We start from the raw sequence: 22558 nt of genomic DNA on the forward strand, positions 1-22558 counted from the left end.
CGGCCTGCTAGGGTGCGGCGAGCCCATACTAGTTCGTCCTACGTATCGCCCACCGCAATCAAGAGGTAGCTACGTGTCATCCTTGGCATGACAAATTAGCATTAAACTATTTCATCTCGACTGGATATTAAGGAGCACCAAAACCCACATCACATAGGCCAAAAAAGATCGTTCCGTGGGTCACAATATCAGCAATCAAATTATGGACTCGTTATTCATGAGATGCGTAAATCTTCCTGGGCAATCCATCCCTCAGACATCGCAAGCCATCTTTGTTGATGGCGGAGGTCTTTTATTTGTATCTGGTCAAGTCGCGCTCGATGAAAGCGGTATCGTTGGCGGTGATCTCAGGGCGCAATTAGAACAATCGTTCACAAACCTAAAAGCCGTACTAAACCAAGCGGGCGCGACTTTCGATAACGTCGTCAAGATGTCGATCTATGTTGTAGACTATCAAAAGGAAATGATCGAGACAATCAGACAGGTTCGGGGGCGCTACGTTAACCTTGAGTGCCCGCCAGCAAGCGCTTTGATCGGCGTAAGCTCATTATTCATGCCTGGCCTGCTCGTAGAAGTTGAGGCGATCGCATCGATCTCGGCGGTGCCTTACTGAGACATAGCAAACCGATAGTTGGTATGTGGAAGGCCTGGTTCAAAAGCTGAAATATCGCGCACTCTGAAGCATTTCTTTCCGACAGCAATCCTGCACGTATTCAAAGAACGTTTTTGTGATATTGCGCAAGCGCGCTTCACCTATAGGCCGCACAATCGCATCTAAAGCATGCAGGTTTATTGGCTTAAATTCCGATACGGCTTTGAACAGCCCCTCAGAGCAACGATCCTATTTTGGCACAATCGCAAACACCTATCGCCACGATATCGTTTCCTGCGCATCAAACGCCCACCGAAAATCGTTCACGCGCGATCCTCTTGATCTGGGCTAATTTTTATCGGCCCCGGCCACGAGGGCGTTTCGTTCGTCATGGAGTTCAAATCACACATAGCTCAATGGTTCATCCGCATCGTGTGTGTCGCTCGGAAACATTTTAACTTCGCCACGAAAAGCAAAGACAAAGCAGACAAAATAGAGAGATCATGACGCAAATTAATGAGAAGCAAGGTAAGTCAGAAAAAAATGAGAGCCTTCCCGCCGAGCCAAAATGGGAGAAAATCGGAGGTTTTGAGTTAATCCCGTTGAACATCGGGGACATCACCCTACCGTTAGGCGAGTTGATTATAGATCGCGGACAGTCCTCTGACGCCGATAGGAAAAACATCCAAGAGGTTTTGAACAACCAGAGAATAGTCCCCATGCAGGACTTCCTCATCCGCGGCCATGGCACCACAATCTTGGTGGATGCGGGTAGCTATGCCAGCATCACTTCAGAGTCAGAGTATGCCATTCAGGGATACACACCCCCAGCACCACTATTGGCGCAGTTAGAAGATTTGGGCGTAGATCCCCTGTTGATTGATCACGTCATTTTCACCCATACACATTGGGACCACTTTAATGGCGCGACTTTCTTGAGGGACCAAAAATATATCCCGGCCTTCCCTAATGCGCGCCATTACATCAGCAAGACTGACTGGGAGAGCGTGCGGCAAGAAATGCTAGTCGACAACTCCGAGGAAGCCAATGTCTTTCCCGCTCTTATCGAATCCAACCTTCTAGATATCGTTGACGGCGAGCTTGAAATCCTCCCGGGAGTCACCATTTTCTCTGCACCGGGGGAAACAAGAGGCCACCAGATAGCTCGCTTTCAATCAAATGGGGAAACTTTCTACACTTTGGGTGACCTTTACCATCATCCGATAGAAGTAACTCACGGAGATTGGATGGCCGTTTGGGCGGACGAAGAGGCGAGCAGAAACAGTCGCAAAGTGGTTCTAAATCGCGCCGCACAGGAATCTGCTCGTGTAATGACCTCCCATATTAAAGGTGTTGGGCGTATTGTCTTGGAGGATTCTGAGTATCGATGGGAGCCCTGCTAACCGAAGCAAACTAATCACAACTGACCCCCAAAATTCTCGAAAGAGAAAAGGCCGCGGGATACCCGCGGCCTTTTCATGAAGTCATGCGCTTTACTCATAGGAGACAGTTTCGCAGTCTGATACAAATGACACTGGCAAAGCCGAGGGCAACGTCGACAACATTGTTATAAGGCTTCTTAAAATTCATCCCCAGTTAAAAGTTGAGCCGTTCTTATCTGATTCGCTGGAGCCTCTAACTCGACCTGCGCACTCCGGTTGAGTTCGGCCAAAAACGCATTCCAACCGGGCGGCTGAGTTGCATCATCTCGCATTCAGCAGGTGAATAGTTTTTTATGAAATATTCTCATCTTTTACAGCGCAGGATGGTAGAAATTTGTCGCGCCATTAGATGAAATTCATTTTCCGTCCGAAATCAGAATCAGCGCCAAGACCGCCCCACCTCTGCGGCGGCAACAATCTTGGTGCCGATTCTGCGGCGGGATAGAAACCCTATACCTAGACGGCTTAACTCAGAGGTTTTGCATCTGCTGAAGAAGCATTGGCCGCCGTGACGTCGAGAAGATCCTCGATCCCCATTCTCTCGAAATAGTTTCGCTGCAGCCTTGCCGTCACTTCATTAATCTCATCCACGCCTCTGCCTTGCGGGTCGATGTCCACCCGCCGCGGTCGCGCTCCCGGAGACATTGCGACGATATCGCGAATGGCTTCGGCGACCTCTTCAACATCATGCCGACGGTCGGGCAGATTTGTGCTGTTCAGCCGCGCCGCCAATTCGTCAGACAATCCGTTAAGTCGATCATATTGTGCCGCGACCTCCTGATCAGCCGGGCCGACAGCATGTTTAAAATGATCCGTCCCGCTGGTGTAAGCGCCGGGCTGGATGATCACGGTTTCAATCCCATAGCGGGACACCTCGAGCGCCATGACTTCAGCCAAGACATCGCCAGCGGCCTTTGATGCGGCATAGGGACCGGTGAAAGGATCGGGCAATCGATTGATGCCGCTGCCGGTATAGATCAGAAGGCCACGACCCGCGCGGCGCATTGCTGGCAGAACCGCGCGATTAACCCGCATCCAGCTAATCGCGTTAAGGTCAATGATTTCCGCGATCTGCTCTGGACGAAAGGCCTCGGTCAGACCGTGCATCATCATGGCCGCGTTATTGATGACAACATCGATACGACCATGGCGCGCCAGAATAAGGTCCGCGGCAGCTCTTGCGCTCGCTTCACTTCTTACATCGAGCTCAAGGACGTGCAGCTCGATATTTTCATCGCGCGCGATTTCAGCCAATTGCTCGCGGCGCTCTTTTGAGTGGCCCCGCAGGTCGCGCATTGATGCGTAGACGATATGACCCGTGCGCGCGAGTTCCAAAGCCGCGAGTTTGCCAATCCCGGAGCCGCCACCGGTTACAAGAATAATCTGTTGTTCACTCATTTGATGATCCATTCATTCCTGGGGTCTCTTGTATTCAAGACGAAATTTGACCTTCGCAATCGGAGGAGTTTCTTGCCGCCAACATCAATTGGCGAATCCTTCATAAGCGTTCATGGGGCCCTGCTCGTTCTGGTCTCAAGGCACGCTGACCTTCGGCCTTCGAAGCGCCGAGGCAGTGATCACGCCGTTATTCAAGAGGATAGCCATTGACGACGACTTTGCCCGCCAACTCGCGTGCAACATATCTGTCGAAGACCAATGCCGCCTCGTCAAAGGATGCCACATGATCTGGTTGAAGTTGGAATTCTCCCGAGATCATGCGGCGGGCGATGTCTTGAAGCTGGGCCTTGCTGGTTTCCAAAACTTCGAATGAGGCGCGAATGCGTCGCCTTTGCGCATATTCATCATCGGCGGGTGATACGATGCCGATAAATTCGCCGCCCTCGGGTAACCGCTCGAGGGCGGCCTGTTTCAATTCGCCTCCGAATGTATCGAACACATATTTTGCCGGTGGCGCAGCCGTGAATTCGTCCAATGAGTTGACGAGATAAGCGGCATTTCCGGCAAGCGCGGCGGCTGTTCGCGCGACCGCGCCACTTCCCAGCACCAAAAGCGTTTCATTCGGCGCGCGGGTCATTGCATCGAGCGAGCGCAAGGCAATTCCGGCGGGTGTTGGCAGACAGGCAAACACCTCTGCCGAAATGCTGGCAGGGCGGTGAGCAATGCGGCCCGCGTCAATTACGATATGCGTGGCAAGCGCCCCGCCGGCAATTGGATTGGCGCGTCCGAACACAAGATCTCCGGGCGCGAAATCATTTACGCCACCACCGACACTTACGATGGTTCCCGCGAAATCCGTGCCCGGCACATAGGGAAAGCGGATCGGAAACCAATCCTTCATATCCCCTCGCGCAATCTTCGCATCGAGTGGATTGAGCGCGGCGGCCTCAATTCGGACAATGACTTCATTGGCCGAGGGGGGATTGATTTTCAAATCGCCGATATGGCTGACCGAAGAGCGGCCATAAGCGCCAAGAAAGACCCCGCGCATCATGCGGCCTCTGAGGTCTGGTTCGGCCAAGTGCCAATCTGGGCAAAGAGACCGAAGAGATCCTCCATATGCCAGGTGCGTTTGATCCGGTCGCCGTCGAATTCGTGAAATTCGTGGAGAGAAAAGCTGATTGCCTTGCCGCTTGCGGGGACTCCGAAGAGAGCGCCTTGATGCGTCCCGGTGCATTCGACCCTGACAGCCGCGCGATTTTCTTCCGCAAGCGCGTCCACGATGCGGACCGTCAGATCCGGAAAGGCGGCAGAGAGCGTCGCGAAGATCGCCTTGATGCCAGCAGGTCCGGGCTCTTGATTGGGCGCCATCGGGATATCCTCCCAATCACCAGTCAGCGCCAGATCCACCAGATCGGGCTGTTTCAGCGCCAAAGCGCCGTAAAAACTCTCGAGGGCCGCGCGTCTTTGGGAGGAAAGCGCGCGCGCGGCAGATTGCGGGATGTGTGGATGTTGCATCGTCAAATCTCCTTGGTTCGGTTTGACAGATACGCACCCGATCGACATAATTGAAATAAATGGTCGTTATCTGGTATTATCAATCTCATGGATTTAGATGGCTTTGACCTCAATCTTCTGGTGGCCTTCGATGCGCTGATGACAGAGCGCCATGTCACGCGCGCCGCCACCCGCTTGGGCATCAGTCAGCCGGCGATGAGCGCCGCTTTGGCGCGCTTGCGACGGTTGACGGGAGATGAGCTTTTCGTGCGCAGTGCGCATGGATTTGCACCGACCCCGCGCGCCTTGGATCTTGCGCGGCCGCTGCGACATGCGCTCGACACGGTGCGCGAAGCCTTGGGAAGCGCGCTCGACTTCGATCCGGGCACGACGCGGCAAGTCTTCACGCTCGCGTTGTCCGATCACCCCGCCCATGTGCTTCTGCCCGGCCTGTCCGGCGCAATCGCGGCGAATGCGCCATTTGCCGACATCCGGGTGCGCGCGTTCGGAGACCGGCGCGACGCCATTTCGCTTCTGGATGAAGGCGCGGTCGATGTGGCGATCGGGGTTTCGCCGGGAAGCGAGGCCCGGATCCTCGATCTTCCCTTGTTTGAAGAGCGGTTTGTCGGTGTCGCTCGCAAGGGCTCGACCTCCGCGGCGGCCTTTGAGGATCTGGACGCCTTTTCCGCTGCGACCCATGTTCTCGTTTCGCCCGAAGGCGATGATCGCGGCGTGGTGGATGAGGCCTTGGCGCGCCTTGGCCGATCACGTCGGATAGGTCTGACGGCGGCATTGATGTATTCGGCGCCGTCCATCATCGCCGCGACCGATTATGTCGGCGTGCTTCTCGAGGGGGTTGTGCGCGCAACCGGAGCGGCCAACCTGTCGACGCACGCTCTGCCACTCGACCTCGCCCCGGTGAGCTTTCATCTGCTCTGGCACCGGCGCACCGATGCGCATCCCGCGCAAAAATGGCTGCGGGCGACGATTGTGCAAGCCGCGCATCAGCTCGAGCTGAACGGCGGATGAGGTCCTGAATACCTTTCGCAGTATTCGACCAAGGCATCTGCCCCTGATCGCCAAAGAAAAACCCCTGCCCCGGTTTTGCCGGGACAGGGGTGGTGGTCGATTGGGGCCTAAGAAACGGAACCGCGTCAGGCGGCGATAGCGCGAACGGCCGGATAGATCGCGGGCCTCAGCACATCCCGCCGTTGGCGCGGATCGTCTGTCCGTTCACCCATGCGCCATCCGGGCCAGCCAGGAAGGAGACGACGCGCGCAATATCCTCGGGCTGGCCAAGCCGTTCGAGCGGGTTCATCTTGGCCATCTGCTCGATGAGCTCGGGGCTCTTGCCCTCAAGGAAGAGTTCGGTCGCGACCGGCCCCGGCGCAACGGCGTTGACGCTGATGCCACGACCGCGCATCTCTTGTGCAAGAACCTGCGTCAGCCCCTCGACCGCGGCCTTGGTGGCGATATAGGGGCCATAGCCCGGCAGGCGCACGCCGATGACGCTTGATGAGAAGTTGATGATCCGGCCGCCATTGCCCAGACGCTTCGCCGCTTCGCGGCACATATTGAACGTGCCCTTGAGGTTGATCGCAATGATCTGATCGAAGGTCTTGTCGTCATATTCAGCGATTTTGGCGAGCTTGAGGACGCCTGCGCAATTGATCGCGACATCGACGCGACCAAAGGCGGCTTCGGTCGCCTCAAACATCGCGATGACCGCCGCGGGGTCGGCGACATCGGCCTGAACCGCGATGGCATCGCCGCCGACTGCGCGGATCTTTTCGACAACCTCCTGCGCCGGGCCCGCACTTCCGGCATAGTTCACGACAATATTGAACCCGTCTTTCGCAAGCTGAAGCGCAATTTCAGCACCGATGCCGCGCGACGAACCGGTTACAATGGCGACCTTCTTCTCTGATTTACTCATGTCCGCTCCTGTGGCGTTCCTGCCGATGATCCGGCGATGGGGCTCATTTAGATTGACATTATGTATAATAAAAATGAATTATAGTGATCTAAACCATTACAAAAAGTATGCCTCATGTCATTTGACAGCAGACTTCTCTCTGGGATCGGCGTGCTTTCGGCGGTCGTGCAAGCCGGCAGTTTTGCCCGAGCTGGCGAGGCTCTGGGTCTGACACAACCCGCTGTGAGCCGCGCGGTTGCACGGCTCGAGGACCGGGTTGGCATCCGGATCTTCAATCGCACGGCGCGCGCGATTTCGCTGACCGACGAAGGCCGACGCTTCTTTGAGGCCGTCGCGCCGCTGCTTGCCGGGATCGAAGAGGCGGCGATTGATGCAGCGGGTTCGAAGGCGCATGTGCGCGGCAGACTGAGGGTCAACGTCGATGCGACCTTCGCTCATTATATTCTGGCGCCAAAGCTTGCGGAATTTCTCGATCTGCATCCCGATCTCGCGGTAGAGATCAGCGTCCGCGATCGGATGGGCGATCTTGTCGCTGAAGGCTTTGACCTCGCCGTCCGGTTCGGCCCGATGCTGCCCTCGAATTACAAGGCGCAGCTGCTTTTGGAAACGCGGGTCTTTACCTGTGCGTCAAAGGCCTATCTCGATCGATATGGCGAGCCGCAGCATCCCAATGATCTCGCAACCGGGCATCACTGCCTGTTCATCCGCGACCCGGTGACCGGCCGCCCGTTTGAATGGGAGTTTCGTCGTGGGGACGAGATCATTCCGCTAGATGCGACCGGGCGATTGATGGTCAACGATTCCGGCTCACTCGTCGGCGCCTGTTTCGGCGGCGCCGGTCTGGCGCAGTTGCTGGAGCTTTACGCAGCCGACATGATTGCCAGCGGAAAGGTCTCGCTTATCCTGCCCGATTGGACGGATGAGACCTTTCCGCTTTACGCCTACTATCAAAACGCCACCTTCACCTCGGCGAAAGTCCGGGCGTTTCTTGACTTCATCGGCAGAATTCTGGCACCTTGAGACCAAGTCGAGGGGCTGGGCCCGGCGGCTCCATCCGGCAAAATCCAGCACGGCCCGGATGCGACTGCCCAATCACGCGGCCCGAGCATCTTGCAGACATTTAGCCTTCAGGAATCCGCAAAGGGCTCCGGCACGTCTTTAGATGGTCCGCCCGGCCAAGGACCGCTATCCGCTGCACCGTCACCCAACAATTGCCATCGCTGAATGCGGTAACCTCCGCATCGCAGCCGGGCCCAATCACGCGGCCAGCTGGGGAAGGAATGCGAATTTGGAGACCAAAGCGGGCAGTCGATCTTGACGGCAGTTGTGTGAAATACATGAGGCAAAGCTGATGTGGCGGTTTCCCGATCGACCATATCGGGTGATCAGCACAACGCCTGACGACCCCGAGGACCTCGGCAGCTACCAGATCACGTTCCGGCAAAAGAAGTGGGAAGCGACTGGCGGCTCAGGACTCCGAAACGTCGGTCTTTTGCCCGGACCACCCGCTGTGCCGAAAAACCGCAATTCGGACCGCCGCCATCGCAGGTTATACCGTTGGAGCGCTGCAATCGCGACATGATCCGCACCGAAAAATCCCAAATCTTCTCTGCGGCTGCTCATCGCGGGTGTCAGTCGTCGTGTGGCAGCAACAGGAAGAATTTAGCCCAGTTACTTCACGGCGGAATTGCCACCATCGGCGAAGAGAGCAGAGCCCGCGACAAAGCTCGACATGGGGCTGGCGAGGAAGAGCGCCGCTCGCGCGATTTCCTCAGGCTGTGCAATGCGCTTCATCGCATGCAAGCTGGCGGCCCATTCTTTCTGCGCCTCGTCTCCTGCCATAGCGGTATCCGTTCCACCGGGCAAAAGAGCATTCGCGCGGATGCCTTCGGCCGCATAATCAGCGGTAATGCCTTTCACCAGCCCCATCAGTCCGGCTTTGGCCGTCCCGTAAACCGCCATTCCCGGAAGCCCGACGCTCGTGCCGACGAAGCTCGATGAAAAGATGATGGAGCCACCGCCGCGTTGGAGCATGGCGGGAATCTGCGCGCGACTTCCAAGGAAAGCGGAGGTCAGGGTTGTTGAGATCGTTTCCTGCCACTCCTCAAGATCGACATTCGCAAGCGGTTTTATCGGTCCGACCATCGCTGCATTGTTGAATGCGATGTCCAAGCCACCAAACGCTTCAACGGCAGTTGCGACCAGCTCCTGATGTGTGTCTGGTCTGCCGACATCACCGACCACCGTTCGAACGCGTCCGCCATTCGCACGAACCAAATCGGCCACGTCCTCCAATGTGCGCGCATTTCTGGCATTCAAGACCAGCGCGGCACCTTCGGCGCTAAAGAGCAAAGCAGCAGCCCGACCTATTCCGGACGACGCGCCGGTAATGATCGCGACCTTATCTTGCAACATTCCCATGATCGATCTCCTTGTGGAAGGTCGACACATAGGAGGCGACGATACTTCGACGCACTCTGTTTCTTGCTCTTAAATTCTTCTCGAGCTGCTACCGATTTCGTGGTCAGCGGGTAAGCGCGCATAGTGCGAGTTTCCGTGCTCCATGGGGCTGATGCAGCCCAGCCGGACCATGCCAGTGGAGAAGGCTCCCAGTCCGCCGCTAGATCAGCAGTCCGCAAAAGCCGCCCTTCCACCGAAAAAGCGGGTGGAACCCGCTCGACATGGTAGCGACGCCTGACGAAGCCCCGTTGATCTCAAAGCCCCCCCATGAGAGTATACAGCGTATACCATGAGGAGAATACCGTGACCACAGCGCATGTCTTTATCGCAGCCAGCCTTGATGGCTTCATTGCAACGCGCGATGGGGACGTAAGCTGGCTGACTCCAAACGGTGCCGAAAATGAAGATCACGGCTACGACAGCTTCTATGGCAGCGTGGACGGCATCATCATGGGTCGCGGCACCTGGGAGGTTGTCTCAAACTTTGATCCATGGCCGTTCGACAAGCCAGTCATCGTGCTGTCTGGCTCGCTGACGCAAGAGGATGTTCCCGCCGCGCAGCAAAAGACTGTCCGCATCTGGAACACGTCACTTCCCGAGACCATGAGGAAGGTTTCGGCGGAGGGCTGGTCGAGAGCCTATATCGATGGTGGCAAGCTCATCCAATCCGCATTGGCCGAGGGGTTGGTCCAGGACATGATCCTGACAAGGATACCGGTTTTACTGGGCTCCGGCCTGCCGCTTTTCGGCAGTCTTCCAAAAGCAATCCCCTTGAAACACTTGCGCAGCGAAAGCTTCCCCTCGGGGCTTGTGCAATCCCACTATCAGATTGCGCCATGAGCGATGCGGGTGAGGCAAAAACCAAGCGCCTTAACAGACAGAGGATCCTTGAGGCGGCACGCGATCTCATCGAGGCGCAAGGGGCGCAGAGCTTCAGCATGCGCAGTCTCTCAAAGGCCTTAGAGGTAAGCCCGATGGCGCTATATCGCCACACAGGAGATCGCTCGACCCTTTTGGGCCTGGTGCTGGATCTGATCCTGATCGAGCATGAACATAGAGCGGGCATCGGGTTGTCCGATCATGACTTCGATAAATTTATCCATTTCTACGGGGATTTGGTGACGCATAACCCACAGGTCTTCATTACGTTCATCAGCGAGCCCGACGCCAAGAGTGCTGAGGCCGAGAAGCTATCGCAGCAGATGCTGGAGGCATTGCTCAGGCTCGGGTACAGTGCAGACGAGGCCGTGCTGATGCGGGATATCGTCGTTGACCATGCTCATGGATACCTTCTGGCAAGTGTTGCACAAAAGGATCCGTCGGCGCTCCGGGATCTACGTGCAGGCTATGCTGTGGCGAGTCGATTGTTGATCGACAGGCTTATGACTTGACCATGGAGGACCGTAATGGGCGCGGACCGTCGATCTTTCGCGCTTGAGCCGGCCGGAATGCAGACGAAGTTGCCGGTCGCAGGTGCAGCATGGAAAGCCGCTAGCGCTAGCGCCCAATCGCCCAACAGGGCGGGACGCGGCCTGACGGCGGCTCGGAGTGACAATCGCCGCGAAATGACAAACCGGACAGTCGACCGCTGGCGTAGCGGCCGAATTGCCACTTGACGGTTCGATCACTCCGAGCCCAAAGCGGACCTTCGATCTTTATGGAGACGCTCGCCCAAGTGGCCATTCGTGCGCCACGTAGCACTCGAGCGCATACTGCTTCGCGTCGGGCCAAGGATGAAGGCGGCATTTAGGTTTCAGGGGTGATCGCTCGATTGCGTCTATGCCGCAAAAGCCCTAGCATGAAGTTAATAGTGCAAATACCGGATGGCACGAATTTCTAAATTTGGGTTATGTAGATTTTCTTAGGTATTTTTAGAGTTTACCTTCCCGACGGCTCAGCCCGTCGGATTGTCGGCGGGATACGCACCGATGAGCTTGCTGCAGCAGAGCTCGCCCTTAAGGCTAGACTTCGTGAACACGGCATTACCTCTGTCGAAACAGAGGCTTTTTTTGCCGAGGCTGAGTGGATCCGCAGCTATCCAACTGATCCTCATGCCAAACGCATGTCCGCGGTCTTGCAAGCGCAAGGGGAGATCAGTTTTCTGCATTACAGTCTCCTCCTTCCTGCGCGCCTTCGATCTGGGCCCGTAGAAGAGAGGAACGTGCAGATATCTCAGACCTTCGAACTCACGTCCAATCCCGACGGACCTCCGGAATCACTGGAATGGCTGTTCGACGGCTCCCACGGCAGGAATTGCTTTGCCGTCTTGGACGCGGCCTCGCTCCCCAACCTACCCGAGCTGCTTTCCGTTTCGGATCAGCAGTTTGATTGTCTCTTTAGAGGCAAGGCGCGCAGCGATCTGGCAAATGTCGCGCCTTGGATCCTGCGTCTGGACCCCACTTCGCGCTTTACACAACGGCTGTGGATACAAGGTACCGCCCCTTGGCAGCTGGGCGGCAAGTTTCGAGGACTACTGCTCAGTAGCGACGATAGCATAGGTCAGGTCACACAGCATTTTCGTCGATTGACGCGCATACGACGCGCAGATGCGGACGAATGGATGTTCTTTCGCTTCTACAATCCCCACACGATTGCCGCAATCGCGCCACATCTGACGCGACAAGAGGCAGCCTCAATACTGGGCAGCTATGTGATTGCCGGAGTGGATGGGCTTGCGTCAGCGACATTCCGTGCCAAGGAGGCGGAAGGCCCGGCGCGAATATCGCCCCAGCCGTTCCTCCTGCGAAATGAGCATATCCGTGCGATGGCCGAATATGAAGGGCAACGGTTTTCTCGCCTGCTGGAAGAGGATGTCCGCGGAGAGCGGCCTGATTTGTCGGCGGACATGATCGAGCGACTTGTAACCAGCGGCTTGGATCTGTGCGCGAATGTGGGGCTGCAACAAAAAGATTCGATTGCGGGCTATGTGCTGCTGTCCGCCTATCTGGGCGCAGATTTCCCCCTTCGGCATCCGCCGCTGGCATCGATCGTCGATCCGCTGCGCCCTGAAAGAGAGCGCAAGACGTTAATTCACGCCCGGCTGAAAGGTATTTGAACATGCAGGATTTGATCCCGCGACGCGATGCGTCGTCAAAAATGGACGCGTACAGGGCTCAACCTGCAAATACGGCGACCCTGCCTTGCCAGCAGGGCAATCGACTGTGGCTGGAGAACATGACCGCTCGCTCGTTGTCCGTTGCTGTCACAGTCGGCGGGGCGACAAGCGCGGTCTTGCCGGAAACCGCCGCGGCGCCCACCATGCTCCCGAATACCGTCCCCGGCAGTTCTGGGCCGATCAACCTTTCGATCAACGGCTCTGACACGCGTGTGTTTCAAAAGGTCGACCCGAGGCTTCTGGCACGGGCAGAGGATGTCACGCTCGGCATCATCGTGGGTTCGCCCCGTCAAGGCCCCCGACCAATGGACGAAAGCCGGGGCATTCCGGTGATGTCCGACGGAAACGAGGCTGATCTGTCGCTCTTTCTGTCCGATGGCATGTCCGAGTGGAACACCGATATCGACATGGTCATGATCTGCCTTGCCGCCGAGGGGCCAGGAGCCATCACCGCCGAGGGCATCCAGCAAGTTGACAACCTGACCGAGACCCAACTCGGTTGGCTCTCAAGCTCGCTTGCGCAGAACACGGTCTCTGGCGTCGCGAACGAAGGCGGAAATATCGCGCTCTTTGCCCGAGAGGTCAGCCAAAGCAGTCGTGGGCAGGTCATCGCCGCGCTGAAAGAGGTGATCTGGCAGGGACGGTTCCACGTCAAACCCATTGCCTCTTGGGGCGGAAAAATGGCCATCATCTTTAAGGGCGCGCACAGGTCGCGGTCGTTCCTGACAGCTATCTCTTACGGTCTGAACAATGGGAAAATGACCTATATCTCGAGCTATGCCGAGGTGGCCGCGCCCGGCGTTTCGATTGCAGGCAGAGCCGCTGCAGCAGCAAGTGCCGCGTCGAAAGGAAATTTCATCGGCTTTGCTATCGCGGCGGCCTTTGACGTCAATGATTTCATCACGACCGAAGATCCCGAGCAAAACTGGAGCGGCCTTCTGGGCGCTTTGGGCGTCACTTTCGTCAAAGTCTGGATCGCGGGCTTTGTGGGCATCCTCGCGGGGGTCGTTGTCATCGGTATCGCGGCGGCTGCGCCGGTCGCTCTGGTGGTCGGCATCGGCTTGAGCGTCTCGATTTTTGTTGGCTATAAGCTCGATCAATTGGACAATTGGCTGGGGGTGAAGGACAAGGCAAAGAAGATTGGAAATGCTTTTGCCGGGGCGGCCAGTCGCGGCCTGAGAGCCGTCAGCGCCTTCGTCCAGAAAATCGTGACCAGCGGCAAGGGCATCGTCGACGGTTGGTTCGACGAATTCCAGAAAAAGCTGCAGCGCAGTGATCCGACCGGATGGTGCGCGCTGTTTTGTTCCAATCCGATCGATCTGGTCAACGCCTGGCACCGCATGTTTGGTGCGCCTGGCGGCATTCAAGTACCGGGACGCTAGGCATGGCTTCCAAGACAGAGATCACACCGCTCGCAGAGCGCACCAGTATGCTGCGTTTCGCAGGATGGATCCTACTTGGGATCCCGATGATCATCTCATCCTTTGCCTATGCTGCGGAGACGACGCGAGGCTTGGTGATTGGACTGCTGTTCCTGGTGCCTCTGATCGTCTTCGTGTCGCTGTTTCTGAAACTGCGCGATCCGGCGCAGTATCGTCCATCCTTGACCGCCGGACTGGCGCTTGCCAGCATTGTGCTAAGCGGCTTGGCATTCATCCTGCTGCCGATGGCGTTTTTAGCGCCCTCTGACCCGCCGTTCTGGCGATTGTTCCTCCTACAAACGACGCTGCTCGGTGTGGGCTTTCTGTCAGGCCTGATCAAGCATGACGCCAAGGCTTTGGAAAGGAACCAGCGCTCCCGCCACAAAATCGAGCCGGGAGCTGTGTTGATCAAGAAAAGGCCGAGCGAGATCTATGGTTTCCGAGAGGGGACCGGATCGTTCCTGTTCGATTGGGGCGCTCGAGTGGTCTATGGGTTCTACGTCACCTTGATCGTGATTGGCGCGTTCTTTGGCGGCGCAACGCCCATCATCCTTCTGCGGCTCATCGGACCACAGCCAAGCTTAGGCCTCGACGCGCACGCTTCGGGGATAACCCTGATGGGCATGCTCATCCTGCCCTTCTTGGGCTATATCCTGCCCGCCCTGTACAGATCCTGGATGGGGCTAAGGCGGATCGAGCGCGCAGCCGGACACCCCGGCACCCGGGTCGTTTACTTGTGGGAGTCGTGAGTGGGCCGAAACAGGCGGACCTACAGTATCAGAGCTGACCAAGACATCACCGCATCATCTTCGAGACGGTCGCGCTCTTGGTCAATATTCTGGTCGCCGATCCGCAGGAAGTTGGCAATCTGGCGCGCCTCGGCGTCTCGTGCATCACTTCGGCCCCCATCGCCCTGTCGCGAAAGCAGGTCTCGCTAACGCCAAATGCTCGACAGGCCAGCGCGATACTGACCCCTTTATCGCCACAATCTTCTCGGCCAGCTCGCGGCGTTGAGCTGGTTGGGTGATTTTTTCACAAGAGACTTCATTTGGCTCATCATCGACGCATCCATGCCGACATACTTCGAGCGCCACTTATAGAAGCTTGCGGTGCTGATCCCGTTGTTCGCTGCAATCAATCCCCGGATCGATTGTGAACGCTCCAACCCCGGCAAAGTTCAGGCACGGCCACGCCGATTTCGGCTTGACGAAGCACAGCCATGATCCGCGTTTCGGTGAAACGGCTCATTTTCATTCGAATCTCCTCAGCTCCCGGCTCACGAGAAAGTTCTACTTATGCAGCCCCTTAACCATGGCGAGGATTACCGTTCGGCAATGGAGAGCTTCTTCTCATCGCTCAAGACCGCACGGACGGCCCGGAAGGTTTATTGCATCCGCAACGAACCCCTTGCAGACGTCTTCGATTACATCGAACGCTTCTACAATCCGCGCAGAAGGCATTCGACACTCGGAAACCTCAGCCCCATGGAGTTCGAAGCCCGCGCAATGCTAGCTTAACCTGCCGGCCACGAAACCGGCAGCAGCTCACGAGGACAGTTAGTGAGTTGACATTGCCGACAGAGTTGGAGCGACTGAGACGCGCAGCATCCTTGAGGTTTCAATGTTACCAATCCGCTCCCTGCTCGCCGGGTTTTTGATGTTCCCGAGCATGGCTTGCCCCCAAATGGCAATGGCCGCACCAGACTTCCCGTTAGCTCGGAACGCCGTAGGACCAGATGAGACCCACCTTCTCGATACTTTTGGAGAATGGAAGGTTCACTGCGTTCGCGCTGCCGACAATCAAGATTCTTGCAAAACGTCTACAACGATCTCGTCTCTAGAGAATGGTCTTGAGCTTAATCTAACTGTGACTCCCGTTCTAAGACAGTCAACGAAGGTCAATGCAGATGTTGACCTGCTGGCGTTTGCCAGCATAGTCATCAGCCCCTACTCTAAATCAAATCATTATAATAAGTTCACTGCGGCGATTACTAAGACAGACGCCACCCCTTTTGACGGATACTGGTGTGGATGGAAAGGGGAGGGATGTAGCCGTGGCCCAGATCTTGATTTCGCAGGCAATGCGGCGCTTTTGAGCGCCAAGAACATTACAGTGTCTGTCTATGACGTCGCCCCCCAAATAGCGGCCGACGTACTGGCGATAAGTAGCCACTTCGTCCTAAACCCAATCGTAGACATTGATGTGCCCATGAGTGGGTTTTCTCAGGCGTACGAGCGAGCAAAGGAATTCACAGCTGATACGCATGGCATAGACCTTTTAGGCTTGAACCCGGAAATTCGGGAGTGCGGCTTCGACTTCAAGGGTAATCAAAAAGCTGTGACCTATACCTATGATGAAGACTTTGAGGCCAAAAATATAACATTTCGTGAAGCTCTTCGTGGAGCGCGAGGGAGCGGGGATTGTCCGAGCTATGTTATGCTGGCCAGTCTGACGCCAGACATGACCGCCGCTCAACGCAGCATGTTTTGTTTGGACTATGACAAAGATCAGAAAACTTACGCTGGCATCCAGTTGGGCGTTTCAGACGCATATGGTGTTTGTAAAGCACCGTCCAAAAGCTTTTGTGAACGCGTAAACTCGTCCAAACAAGCTTCCTTGGCGATTGCGGGATTTGTGGGGAGCTCGGTGGGCGGCGCCGTGGGAGCCACGACTGTTACAGGAACTACCGTCGTGGCGCATAGCTCTGGAGCGGCTATATTGACAGGGTCGGGCGGCTACATAGCAGGTACATTAGGCACGATCGGCACGAGCGTTCTTGGTATCGTCACAGCCCCAGCAACTATAGCAGCCGGTGCGGTAACTGTTGTCGCCGTAGGCGGGGCCGTTTACGTGTGCTCGTGAAAGATAGCTCCAAAGCTCCCGCCGGGCCGATGCCCATCGCGTCTTGGCTACGGATGTTTAAAGGCCTCTCTAGCCGCCGTCGCGCTGGTTGCGCTTCCTGCTCTGGCGCCGACGGCAGCCACAAAGGCGCACATAGACGGCTAAATTCCTGATTTATTGGAGCGGCGGCTGACGCATATACTAGAACTCGCGCAGAAACTTGCTTAGCATTTGTGGCAAATTTTAGCATTGCACTCCGTGCGTATGTCGCTCCAGTGAAACAAATCTCACCGTCTGAACGCCTGCTTTCCGCCTGCCGTACGATTTCGACCGAGGAACGTGCTCTCCCAATGCACTAGCAGCGAGCGTCCCCAATGTCCCGCATAGAGGCAAGACCGCCGCTTCAAGCCCATGAGCGACATTCGGCCCCGCCGCAGCGAGGTGGTACGCTTCAAACGTGCAGCGGAACAGCCGGCCCCAAAGCGGACGATCATTCGGCCAAAGCAGATTTAGTCATTCAGCCCCTGGTCAGGCCGAATGAACATCCGCTTCCCGGCGAAATCCATAAACACTTCATGTTGATTGAGAAAATCTCCCCCGAGAAGTCCAGCGGCCTCAAAGTTGGAATCGTCTTCGATGATGAACGCGTGAAAAGAAGCAGATTGCCCGCCAAACGCCGTCTTCACCGGAATGAGACGACAACCTTCCTGCTCGAGGCTTGCATATATACTTTTGCATGGCACGGCCTCTGCGGTGCTCGCAATGCGGTCAGCAACCGCGAAGGAAATGGTCGCTCCGGTATCAAGCACCATGTCCGAGGCTTGGCCCGCGATCTCGGCCTTCAGAAGAAGCCCCTCGCCCGAGTGGCGGAAGGGCACCTCGATCCAACCGGTCTCTTTGTTTGGAAGAAAATCGGACGATGGATCAAAAACCGTCAGCTCTTTGGAAGGATAATCGATCAGGACGCGTTGCCCCTCGAAAAAGCCAAGACCGAGCACCGGCGTTTCCGGAAGCTGGCCATCCTCTTGCACGGTGATCCCCCATGGGGCCAGCTCGACGCCACGGATCTCGCGGAAGGTGAGACCCTGCACAGCGAGCTCATCAATCACAAATCGGGCGTTTTCCTGAACCTTGCCAGCCATATCGCTCGATCGTTGCATTTCACCCGTGAAGCGAACGCTTTCAAGCCGATCCAGAACCTCGCGGCGTAGGTGCAACCCCTCTCCTGACCCGGTATCCAAGGTCAATGCAGAGGGTTCACCCTCGATCTCGAGGCTCACGCTGGGGATCGTATATTCGTCAAAGGTGATCGGCAACACCAGATCGGCCGCTGCCGAAGGAATGACCGTAGAAGCCACCCCGAGCAGGGTGATCGGAACGGCAGTTGAGAGCTTCAAGATTACAATCACGAGTGGATGAGAGGGTATTTCATGGGTTCTGATACCCCAGCGCCGCGCAAATCACGAGACCAGCAACGGGTTTGTTTGCACTCCTAATGTCCGCACCGTCGTATCTATCAAGGCTGGCAGGCGCCGGAGCGAACTCAAAGTTCTATAGCCGCTCTGTTCGCATCGCTGGCTCTGGGCCAAATCGACGTTTCGAGCGCTCATTAGACAGCTGCTGGGCGTAGCGTTTGAGATGTTTTTCAATATAACCCGCATCGCAACTTGGGCATGCGAGTTTAAGGCCCTTTCCTGTCAGAACTGATTGCGGGGTCCCGCAGTTTTCGCACTTTAAACTCGAACTTCTGGTCGGAGTAACACCGCCCTTCCAAGAAAAGTTGAGCTCAGGGTGATGAGCCTCAAAACGCGCGATCTCTTGCCATGAGTAGGCGTTTGAGAAAAATACTGTCTTGAGGTTATGAAGGAGATTGAGCGCCTCCAACGAGCCATCGCGGGTCCTTCCCGCGAAAGCATACTCCTCCAAATTCTCGAGCGAGCTTACGGCAGAAAGGATACTGAGAGTGATGGTCGCAGTGAAGGAAGGCCATAGGGTGAATGACGTGAGGCGCCTGGCAGCTTGAATCCCGTCAAGATCAGTAATCTTACCCGATCCGCAGACCCAAAGCTGTTCGACATTTGGAAAACTTTCCACCCATGTAAAGGAACGTAGTTGGGTGCAATTCCGCAAGAACAAACGCTTTATCTGCGGATATGTCTTAATACTGTCCGGTAGAGCTCTCTGAAGATACCATCCTGAGTAGGTCGGGCCAGGCGCATCTAGACGTCCCTTGCCAGAATGAAACACAGTTGGGTCCGCGCTTTTGAGAGCATCAAAGGTTTGAAAAATCCGACTAGCAATTTCCACTGAATGCCTCCGACGAATCCATTTTGAGCATATTTAAGGCGGCGCTCTGCTCGGCAAAGTCTACGTCCGCCAGCAGCCCCCGCCAGCGTGGTCCAGTGCAGCTGGCGGGGGCAAGTCGTTAGGATCGGCGCTTAGCGCCCAAAGCTCCCCTCCATCCACGGGCAAGCAGAAAGATCAGCTGTCAGGAGCCGAGCCGGCTGAAGACCAATGCCGCGTTGACGCCGCCAAAGCCAAAGGCATTGGACAGGACGTGGCTGACCTCGGCCACGCGCGCTCGCTCTCGGACAAGATCGAAGCCCGCCGCAGCCTCCATCGGGGCGGTGATGTTCAGCCCCGCAGGCAGAATCTGATCGCGCAGCGCCAGCACCGAGAACACGGCCTCGATGGCTCCGGCCGCGCCCAGCATATGGCCGGTTGCCGATTTCGTCGAACTAACCGGAACGCCGCCGCCATGCGCGCCAAACACCTTGGTCAGCGCCGCAAGCTCCGCCGCATCCCCGACCGGCGTCGAGGTGGCATGGGCATTGATGTAGCTGATCCGCTCCGGCTCGAGCCCGGCCATAGCAAGCGCCATCTCCATCGCCCGGGCCGCCTCGCGCCCATCCTCCCAACCCGCCGTGATGTGATGCGCGTCCGTGGTCGTGCCATAGCCCGATAGTACCGCAAGCGGGGTCGCGCCGCGTGCCTGGGCATGGCTCAGCCGCTCGATCACGAGCATCGCCGCGCCTTCGGAAAGCACGAAGCCATCATGCGCCGTATCGAAGGGGCGCGAGGCCAGAGCCGGATCGCCATTGAAGCCGAAGGACAAGGCCCGCGCCGCCGTGAACCCGCCGATGGCAACCGGATCGACACAGGCCTCTGCGCCGCCACAAAGCGCAATATCAGCCTCGCCGTTGCGGATCAGGCGCATTGCGTCTCCGATCGCCTGGGCCGAGGCCGCGCATGCCGTGACCGGCGCGCCCGAGGGCCCGTGGAACCCATAGCGGATCGAGACCTGTCCCGCCGCGAGGTTCGGCAAGAAGGACGGCACGACGAAGGGCGACAGCCTGCGCACGCCTGCGGTGCGGATGGTCTCGGTTGCGGCGGTGATGGCGGGAACGCCTCCGACCCCTGTCCCGATGAGCGTCGCGGTGCGCGATCTGGCGGCCTGATCCTGCGGAAACCATCCCGCCTGACGCAGCGCCTCGTCGGCTGCAGCCATGGCGTAATGAATGAAGAGATCGGTCTTGCGCAGGTCCTGCTGCGACATGGCCGCTTGGGGATCAAAGCCATCCTCGGCCTCGGCTTTTGAAGGCACCAGCCCGGCGATCTGGCATTTCCAGCCCTCGGTATCGAAGCGGCTGTTCCGCTTGATCCCGCTTTCGCCCGCTAGCAGCCGACGCCAACTGGCCTCAGCGCCCGAGGCGAGCGGCGTGACGGCGCCAAGGCCAGTGATGACGATCGGATCCTGCATGATGGTGCTCCAGTGTGCATTTGCACTGTGCATATACACAATAGCGGATCAGCTCAACCGTCCTGTGCCGGCCTCACTCCTGGGACAGGGCTTTGGCGACCCGCAGATAAGTGGCAGCCTCGGTTTCCGTCACGCGCGCGGTCAATTCACTTTGCGCCGCGAGCCATTCTCCCTGCAGCGTATCAAGCAGCCGGTCGCCAGCCTCGGTCAGCGCGCCGAGCCGGGCATTCCCGGTCCCTGACACGCGGCGCACCAAACCCTTCTTCTCGAGCAGATCAAGGCTGCGTGTCAGGCTGGTGCGGTCCAGAGCCACTTTCTGTGCGAAGGCCGCAACCGGTTCGGACGGATGAGAGCGGATCGCAGCAAGCAAGGCGAATTGCTGAACAGTCACCCCATGTACCCTCAGCCGCTGATCATACCGCCTGAGCAGCACCCGGGCGGCTGATACGGTGTTGAGCACGAGGCATTGCGAGAGTTTGTCGGCACTGTTGTCCATAGAGCGGGACCATGCGGATCGATCGCATGCGCGTCAAGAACCGAACACCGCTCAGCGGGCAGACGAACGACACATCGCCCGATTGTGTCAATCCGTAGGGACATGGGCGAAGACGAACCACGGCAATCTCCGCAGCGGCTCTGCCAGTTTCGCATGGAAAGATCTGCATATCGTCCGGAACCTCTGATCCTGGCATTCCGAGACATTCCATCTGACACGGGGTCGTCGGACCTCGATCCTCGACTGAGGATCGGTCAACTTATGAGCTAGTGTCGAATAAGGTCTTCTAGCCGAAATAAGAGAGCCGGGAAACCCGGCTCTCTTTTCTCCTCAGCGACGGCGATGGGACAGGCCGCCCCAGATCCTGCCGTCGTCGCGATGCTCGCCGCCGCGGACTGCGCCGATATAGGCGGCGGCTGCGGCGATGATCGTTGAGGCGGCCAGCAGGAAGGCGCTGAGAATGCCCGCGATCCGCGCATGTTCTGCGGCTTGAGCGGCCTTTTCCTTGGCGTCGTCGGCGGCTTTGGCGGCATCCGCCTTCAGCTGCTCGATCTGGGCCTTGGCCTCATCGACCTTCTTCTGGGCTGCATCGCGAATGGCGATGGCGCGCGCCTGAGCCTCATCGACCCGCTTGTCGACTTCGCTGGTCGAGAGGCCGGTTTGTGCGGCCACGACCTGTTTCAGATAGGCTTTGTCTTCGTCGGAAATCTCCCCGGTTCGCACCAGATTGATCAGGATCTGCGAGATTTCCTCTTTGGCATTGCCCGGCTCGCCCGTCGTCGGTCCTGGGACGGTATTTGCGGGACGAAGAAGGCTGTCCGAGACATAATCAAGCGGGTTGGACGACAAACCGCTCGGCAAGGCATCTTGCAGCGTCGGAGCAACCGCTTGCCCCGCACCCTGCGCCACGCCGCCAATCGCGCCGCCCACGCCCGAGACCACGCCGCCCGCAAGTTGACCCGCGCCCTGCAAGGCGCCACCAACCGCGCTGCCCGTCGCCTCGACGGCGGTTCCGGCGACCGCGCCCACGGTTTTGACCGCGCCGGTCACCGCGCCCGAAACCATCAGGGCGCTCAGGATTGCGCCAAGGCCCCAGACGACTAGACCGTGCAGGCCATCGCGCACCCGAACCTCATCGGAATTCGCGACTTCGACCCGGCGACGCAGCCGCCCGGCGATATAGCCGCCGAGCAGATAGACCACGACCAACGAGATGACGGCAAAGAGCGCCGTCAGGATCAGAACGAAGGTGCTGATCCCGCCGTTGTCATCGAAGGAGAAAGACCCCAGCCCCAGCGCAGCCGCAAAGGCACCAAAGACCAACGATGCGCCGACGGCGACTACCGTCCCGGCGATGATCGCTCCGAAGTCGACATAGCCCCGATCGCTACTCGGGAGCGTCGGCCCGCCCGTGTTGATCTCTGCCATCAGCGTAGCCCCAGCATGCTGAGAATGAACAGGACGACCACGACCAGGCCGACCAGATAAATGATGCCATTCATGAACTGTCCTCGCTGCTATGATGCCCATGTGACCGATCTCTGGTTTCAACGCAGAAGATCCATGTCACTCAGACTTAACGGTCTTTTGCCGAGGATAG

20 protein-coding genes and 2 pseudogenes are annotated in these 22558 nt (G+C 57.5%); 11 read left to right on the forward strand and 11 right to left on the reverse strand.

Annotated elements, in window-relative coordinates; all coding sequences use genetic code 11:
* Positions 1 to 175: 175 nt before the first annotated feature.
* Entirely contained in the window at positions 176 to 613 is a 438-nt protein-coding gene (locus JCM7686_RS19735; RefSeq protein WP_236635904.1) for a RidA family protein, read from the forward strand.
* Positions 614 to 1095: 482 nt separating this feature from the next.
* A complete protein-coding gene (locus JCM7686_RS19740) occupies positions 1096 to 1995 on the forward strand; it encodes an MBL fold metallo-hydrolase (RefSeq protein WP_020952484.1) in 900 nt (299 codons plus the stop codon).
* Between the two features lie 504 nt (positions 1996 to 2499).
* On the opposite strand, the gene JCM7686_RS19745 is transcribed toward JCM7686_RS19740, so the two are convergent.
* The 3 genes from JCM7686_RS19745 to JCM7686_RS19755 form a co-directional block, all read right to left on the reverse strand.
* The gene (locus JCM7686_RS19745; RefSeq protein WP_236635905.1) at positions 2500 to 3432 is read right to left on the reverse strand and encodes an SDR family NAD(P)-dependent oxidoreductase; all 933 of its coding nucleotides are present in this window, start codon (positions 3430 to 3432) and stop codon (positions 2500 to 2502) included.
* 187 nt (positions 3433 to 3619) lie between these two features.
* The gene (locus JCM7686_RS23660; RefSeq protein WP_158442386.1) at positions 3620 to 4513 is read right to left on the reverse strand and encodes an NADP-dependent oxidoreductase; all 894 of its coding nucleotides are present in this window, start codon (positions 4511 to 4513) and stop codon (positions 3620 to 3622) included.
* Positions 4483 to 4950: an ester cyclase gene (locus JCM7686_RS19755; protein ID WP_041528164.1), complete on the reverse strand. Its 468-nt coding sequence runs from the start codon at positions 4948 to 4950 to the stop codon at positions 4483 to 4485. The genes JCM7686_RS23660 and JCM7686_RS19755 overlap by 31 nt, the downstream gene beginning before the upstream one ends.
* Before the next feature lie 87 nt (positions 4951 to 5037).
* Between JCM7686_RS19755 and JCM7686_RS19760 the strand changes: the two genes are divergently transcribed.
* The gene (locus tag JCM7686_RS19760; RefSeq protein WP_020952488.1) at positions 5038 to 5958 is read left to right on the forward strand and encodes a LysR family transcriptional regulator; all 921 of its coding nucleotides are present in this window, start codon (positions 5038 to 5040) and stop codon (positions 5956 to 5958) included.
* A 166-nt stretch (positions 5959 to 6124) separates the two neighbouring features.
* Here the strand turns inward: JCM7686_RS19760 and JCM7686_RS19765 are convergent, their stop codons facing one another.
* A complete protein-coding gene (locus JCM7686_RS19765; protein WP_020952489.1) occupies positions 6125 to 6865 on the reverse strand; it encodes an SDR family oxidoreductase in 741 nt (246 codons plus the stop codon).
* Between the two features lie 114 nt (positions 6866 to 6979).
* Here JCM7686_RS19765 and JCM7686_RS19770 point away from each other — a divergent pair, with 114 nt between their 5' ends.
* Entirely contained in the window at positions 6980 to 7885 is a 906-nt protein-coding gene (locus tag JCM7686_RS19770) for a LysR family transcriptional regulator (RefSeq protein ID WP_020952490.1), read from the forward strand.
* A 651-nt stretch (positions 7886 to 8536) separates the two neighbouring features.
* On the opposite strand, the gene JCM7686_RS19775 is transcribed toward JCM7686_RS19770, so the two are convergent.
* Entirely contained in the window at positions 8537 to 9286 is a 750-nt protein-coding gene (locus JCM7686_RS19775) for an SDR family oxidoreductase (protein ID WP_020952491.1), read from the reverse strand.
* A 342-nt stretch (positions 9287 to 9628) separates the two neighbouring features.
* Between JCM7686_RS19775 and JCM7686_RS19780 the strand changes: the two genes are divergently transcribed.
* Together JCM7686_RS19780 and JCM7686_RS19785 are read left to right on the forward strand one after the other, a co-directional pair.
* Positions 9629 to 10165, forward strand: a complete 537-nt coding sequence (locus JCM7686_RS19780) for a dihydrofolate reductase family protein (protein WP_041528266.1) — start codon at positions 9629 to 9631, stop codon at positions 10163 to 10165.
* Complete coding sequence (locus JCM7686_RS19785) at positions 10162 to 10716, forward strand: TetR/AcrR family transcriptional regulator (protein WP_020952493.1); 555 nt, start codon at positions 10162 to 10164, stop codon at positions 10714 to 10716. The genes JCM7686_RS19780 and JCM7686_RS19785 overlap by 4 nt, the downstream gene beginning before the upstream one ends.
* A 503-nt stretch (positions 10717 to 11219) precedes the next feature.
* Here the strand turns inward: JCM7686_RS19785 and JCM7686_RS24780 are convergent.
* Entirely contained in the window at positions 11220 to 11432 is a 213-nt protein-coding gene (locus tag JCM7686_RS24780) for a hypothetical protein (protein WP_041528165.1), read from the reverse strand.
* 54 nt (positions 11433 to 11486) lie between these two features.
* Between JCM7686_RS24780 and JCM7686_RS24130 the strand changes: the two genes are divergently transcribed.
* The 3 genes from JCM7686_RS24130 (at position 11487) to JCM7686_RS19805 (ending at position 14610) form a co-directional block, all read left to right on the forward strand.
* On the forward strand, positions 11487 to 12380 hold the full coding sequence (locus tag JCM7686_RS24130; protein WP_158442387.1) for a DUF4123 domain-containing protein: 894 nt from the start codon (positions 11487 to 11489) through the stop codon (positions 12378 to 12380).
* Positions 12381 to 12583: 203 nt separating this feature from the next.
* Complete coding sequence (locus JCM7686_RS19800) at positions 12584 to 13822, forward strand: hypothetical protein (RefSeq protein ID WP_148292691.1); 1239 nt, start codon at positions 12584 to 12586, stop codon at positions 13820 to 13822.
* 2 nt (positions 13823 to 13824) lie between these two features.
* Positions 13825 to 14610, forward strand: a complete 786-nt coding sequence (locus tag JCM7686_RS19805; RefSeq protein ID WP_041528168.1) for a hypothetical protein — start codon at positions 13825 to 13827, stop codon at positions 14608 to 14610.
* Between the two features lie 169 nt (positions 14611 to 14779).
* Here the strand turns inward: JCM7686_RS19805 and JCM7686_RS24885 are convergent.
* Positions 14780 to 15115: pseudogene (locus JCM7686_RS24885) on the reverse strand (hypothetical protein); the annotation flags it as partial.
* Positions 15116 to 15189: 74 nt separating this feature from the next.
* On the opposite strand from JCM7686_RS24885, the pseudogene JCM7686_RS19810 reads away from it, so the two are divergent.
* Positions 15190 to 15378, forward strand: a pseudogene (locus JCM7686_RS19810) (IS3 family transposase); the annotation flags it as partial.
* A 103-nt stretch (positions 15379 to 15481) separates the two neighbouring features.
* Positions 15482 to 16723, forward strand: a complete 1242-nt coding sequence (locus JCM7686_RS24525) for a hypothetical protein (protein ID WP_020952497.1) — start codon at positions 15482 to 15484, stop codon at positions 16721 to 16723.
* Between the two features lie 488 nt (positions 16724 to 17211).
* Here JCM7686_RS24525 and JCM7686_RS19815 read toward each other — a convergent pair whose 3' ends face one another.
* The 4 genes from JCM7686_RS19815 to JCM7686_RS19830 all read right to left on the reverse strand — a co-directional run bounded on the left by JCM7686_RS19815 (position 17212) and on the right by JCM7686_RS19830 (position 22386).
* Positions 17212 to 18099, reverse strand: a complete 888-nt coding sequence (locus tag JCM7686_RS19815) for an aspartyl protease family protein (RefSeq protein ID WP_020952498.1) — start codon at positions 18097 to 18099, stop codon at positions 17212 to 17214.
* Between the two features lie 1091 nt (positions 18100 to 19190).
* Positions 19191 to 20462, reverse strand: coding sequence for a beta-ketoacyl-ACP synthase II (fabF, locus tag JCM7686_RS19820; protein ID WP_020952499.1), 1272 nt, complete (start codon positions 20460 to 20462; stop codon positions 19191 to 19193).
* 73 nt (positions 20463 to 20535) lie between these two features.
* Entirely contained in the window at positions 20536 to 20958 is a 423-nt protein-coding gene (locus JCM7686_RS19825; RefSeq protein WP_020952500.1) for a MarR family winged helix-turn-helix transcriptional regulator, read from the reverse strand.
* Between the two features lie 330 nt (positions 20959 to 21288).
* Positions 21289 to 22386 carry a hypothetical protein gene (locus JCM7686_RS19830; RefSeq protein ID WP_020952501.1) on the reverse strand — a complete coding sequence of 366 codons (1098 nt, stop codon included), beginning with the start codon at positions 22384 to 22386 and terminating at the stop codon, positions 21289 to 21291.
* Positions 22387 to 22558 lie beyond the last annotated feature (172 nt).

It is taken from the genome of Paracoccus aminophilus JCM 7686, assembly GCF_000444995.1.
Lineage (GTDB): Bacteria > Pseudomonadota > Alphaproteobacteria > Rhodobacterales > Rhodobacteraceae > Paracoccus > Paracoccus aminophilus.

What these genes read in the sequence shown, in the direction of transcription:
- fabF (WP_020952499.1), bottom strand. Translation starts at nt 20,462, where the DNA reads ATGCAGGATCCGATCGTCATCACTGGCCTTGGCGCCGTCACGCCGCTC.
- JCM7686_RS19765 (WP_020952489.1), bottom strand. Translation starts at nt 6,865, where the DNA reads ATGAGTAAATCAGAGAAGAAGGTCGCCATTGTAACCGGTTCGTCGCGC.
- JCM7686_RS19755 (WP_041528164.1), bottom strand. Translation starts at nt 4,950, where the DNA reads ATGCAACATCCACACATCCCGCAATCTGCCGCGCGCGCGCTTTCCTCC.
- JCM7686_RS19805 (WP_041528168.1), top strand. Translation starts at nt 13,825, where the DNA reads ATGGCTTCCAAGACAGAGATCACACCGCTCGCAGAGCGCACCAGTATG.
- JCM7686_RS24780 (WP_041528165.1), bottom strand. Translation starts at nt 11,432, where the DNA reads ATGCAGAAAACTGATCTCCCCTTGCGCTTGCAAGACCGCGGACATGCG.
- JCM7686_RS19825 (WP_020952500.1), bottom strand. Translation starts at nt 20,958, where the DNA reads ATGGACAACAGTGCCGACAAACTCTCGCAATGCCTCGTGCTCAACACC.
- JCM7686_RS19740 (WP_020952484.1), top strand. Translation starts at nt 1,096, where the DNA reads ATGACGCAAATTAATGAGAAGCAAGGTAAGTCAGAAAAAAATGAGAGC.
- JCM7686_RS19800 (WP_148292691.1), top strand. Translation starts at nt 12,584, where the DNA reads ATGCTCCCGAATACCGTCCCCGGCAGTTCTGGGCCGATCAACCTTTCG.
- JCM7686_RS24525 (WP_020952497.1), top strand. Translation starts at nt 15,482, where the DNA reads ATGTTACCAATCCGCTCCCTGCTCGCCGGGTTTTTGATGTTCCCGAGC.
- JCM7686_RS19775 (WP_020952491.1), bottom strand. Translation starts at nt 9,286, where the DNA reads ATGGGAATGTTGCAAGATAAGGTCGCGATCATTACCGGCGCGTCGTCC.
- JCM7686_RS19770 (WP_020952490.1), top strand. Translation starts at nt 6,980, where the DNA reads ATGTCATTTGACAGCAGACTTCTCTCTGGGATCGGCGTGCTTTCGGCG.
- JCM7686_RS19760 (WP_020952488.1), top strand. Translation starts at nt 5,038, where the DNA reads ATGGATTTAGATGGCTTTGACCTCAATCTTCTGGTGGCCTTCGATGCG.
- JCM7686_RS19745 (WP_236635905.1), bottom strand. Translation starts at nt 3,432, where the DNA reads ATGAGTGAACAACAGATTATTCTTGTAACCGGTGGCGGCTCCGGGATT.
- JCM7686_RS19785 (WP_020952493.1), top strand. Translation starts at nt 10,162, where the DNA reads ATGAGCGATGCGGGTGAGGCAAAAACCAAGCGCCTTAACAGACAGAGG.
- JCM7686_RS19830 (WP_020952501.1), bottom strand. Translation starts at nt 22,386, where the DNA reads ATGGCAGAGATCAACACGGGCGGGCCGACGCTCCCGAGTAGCGATCGG.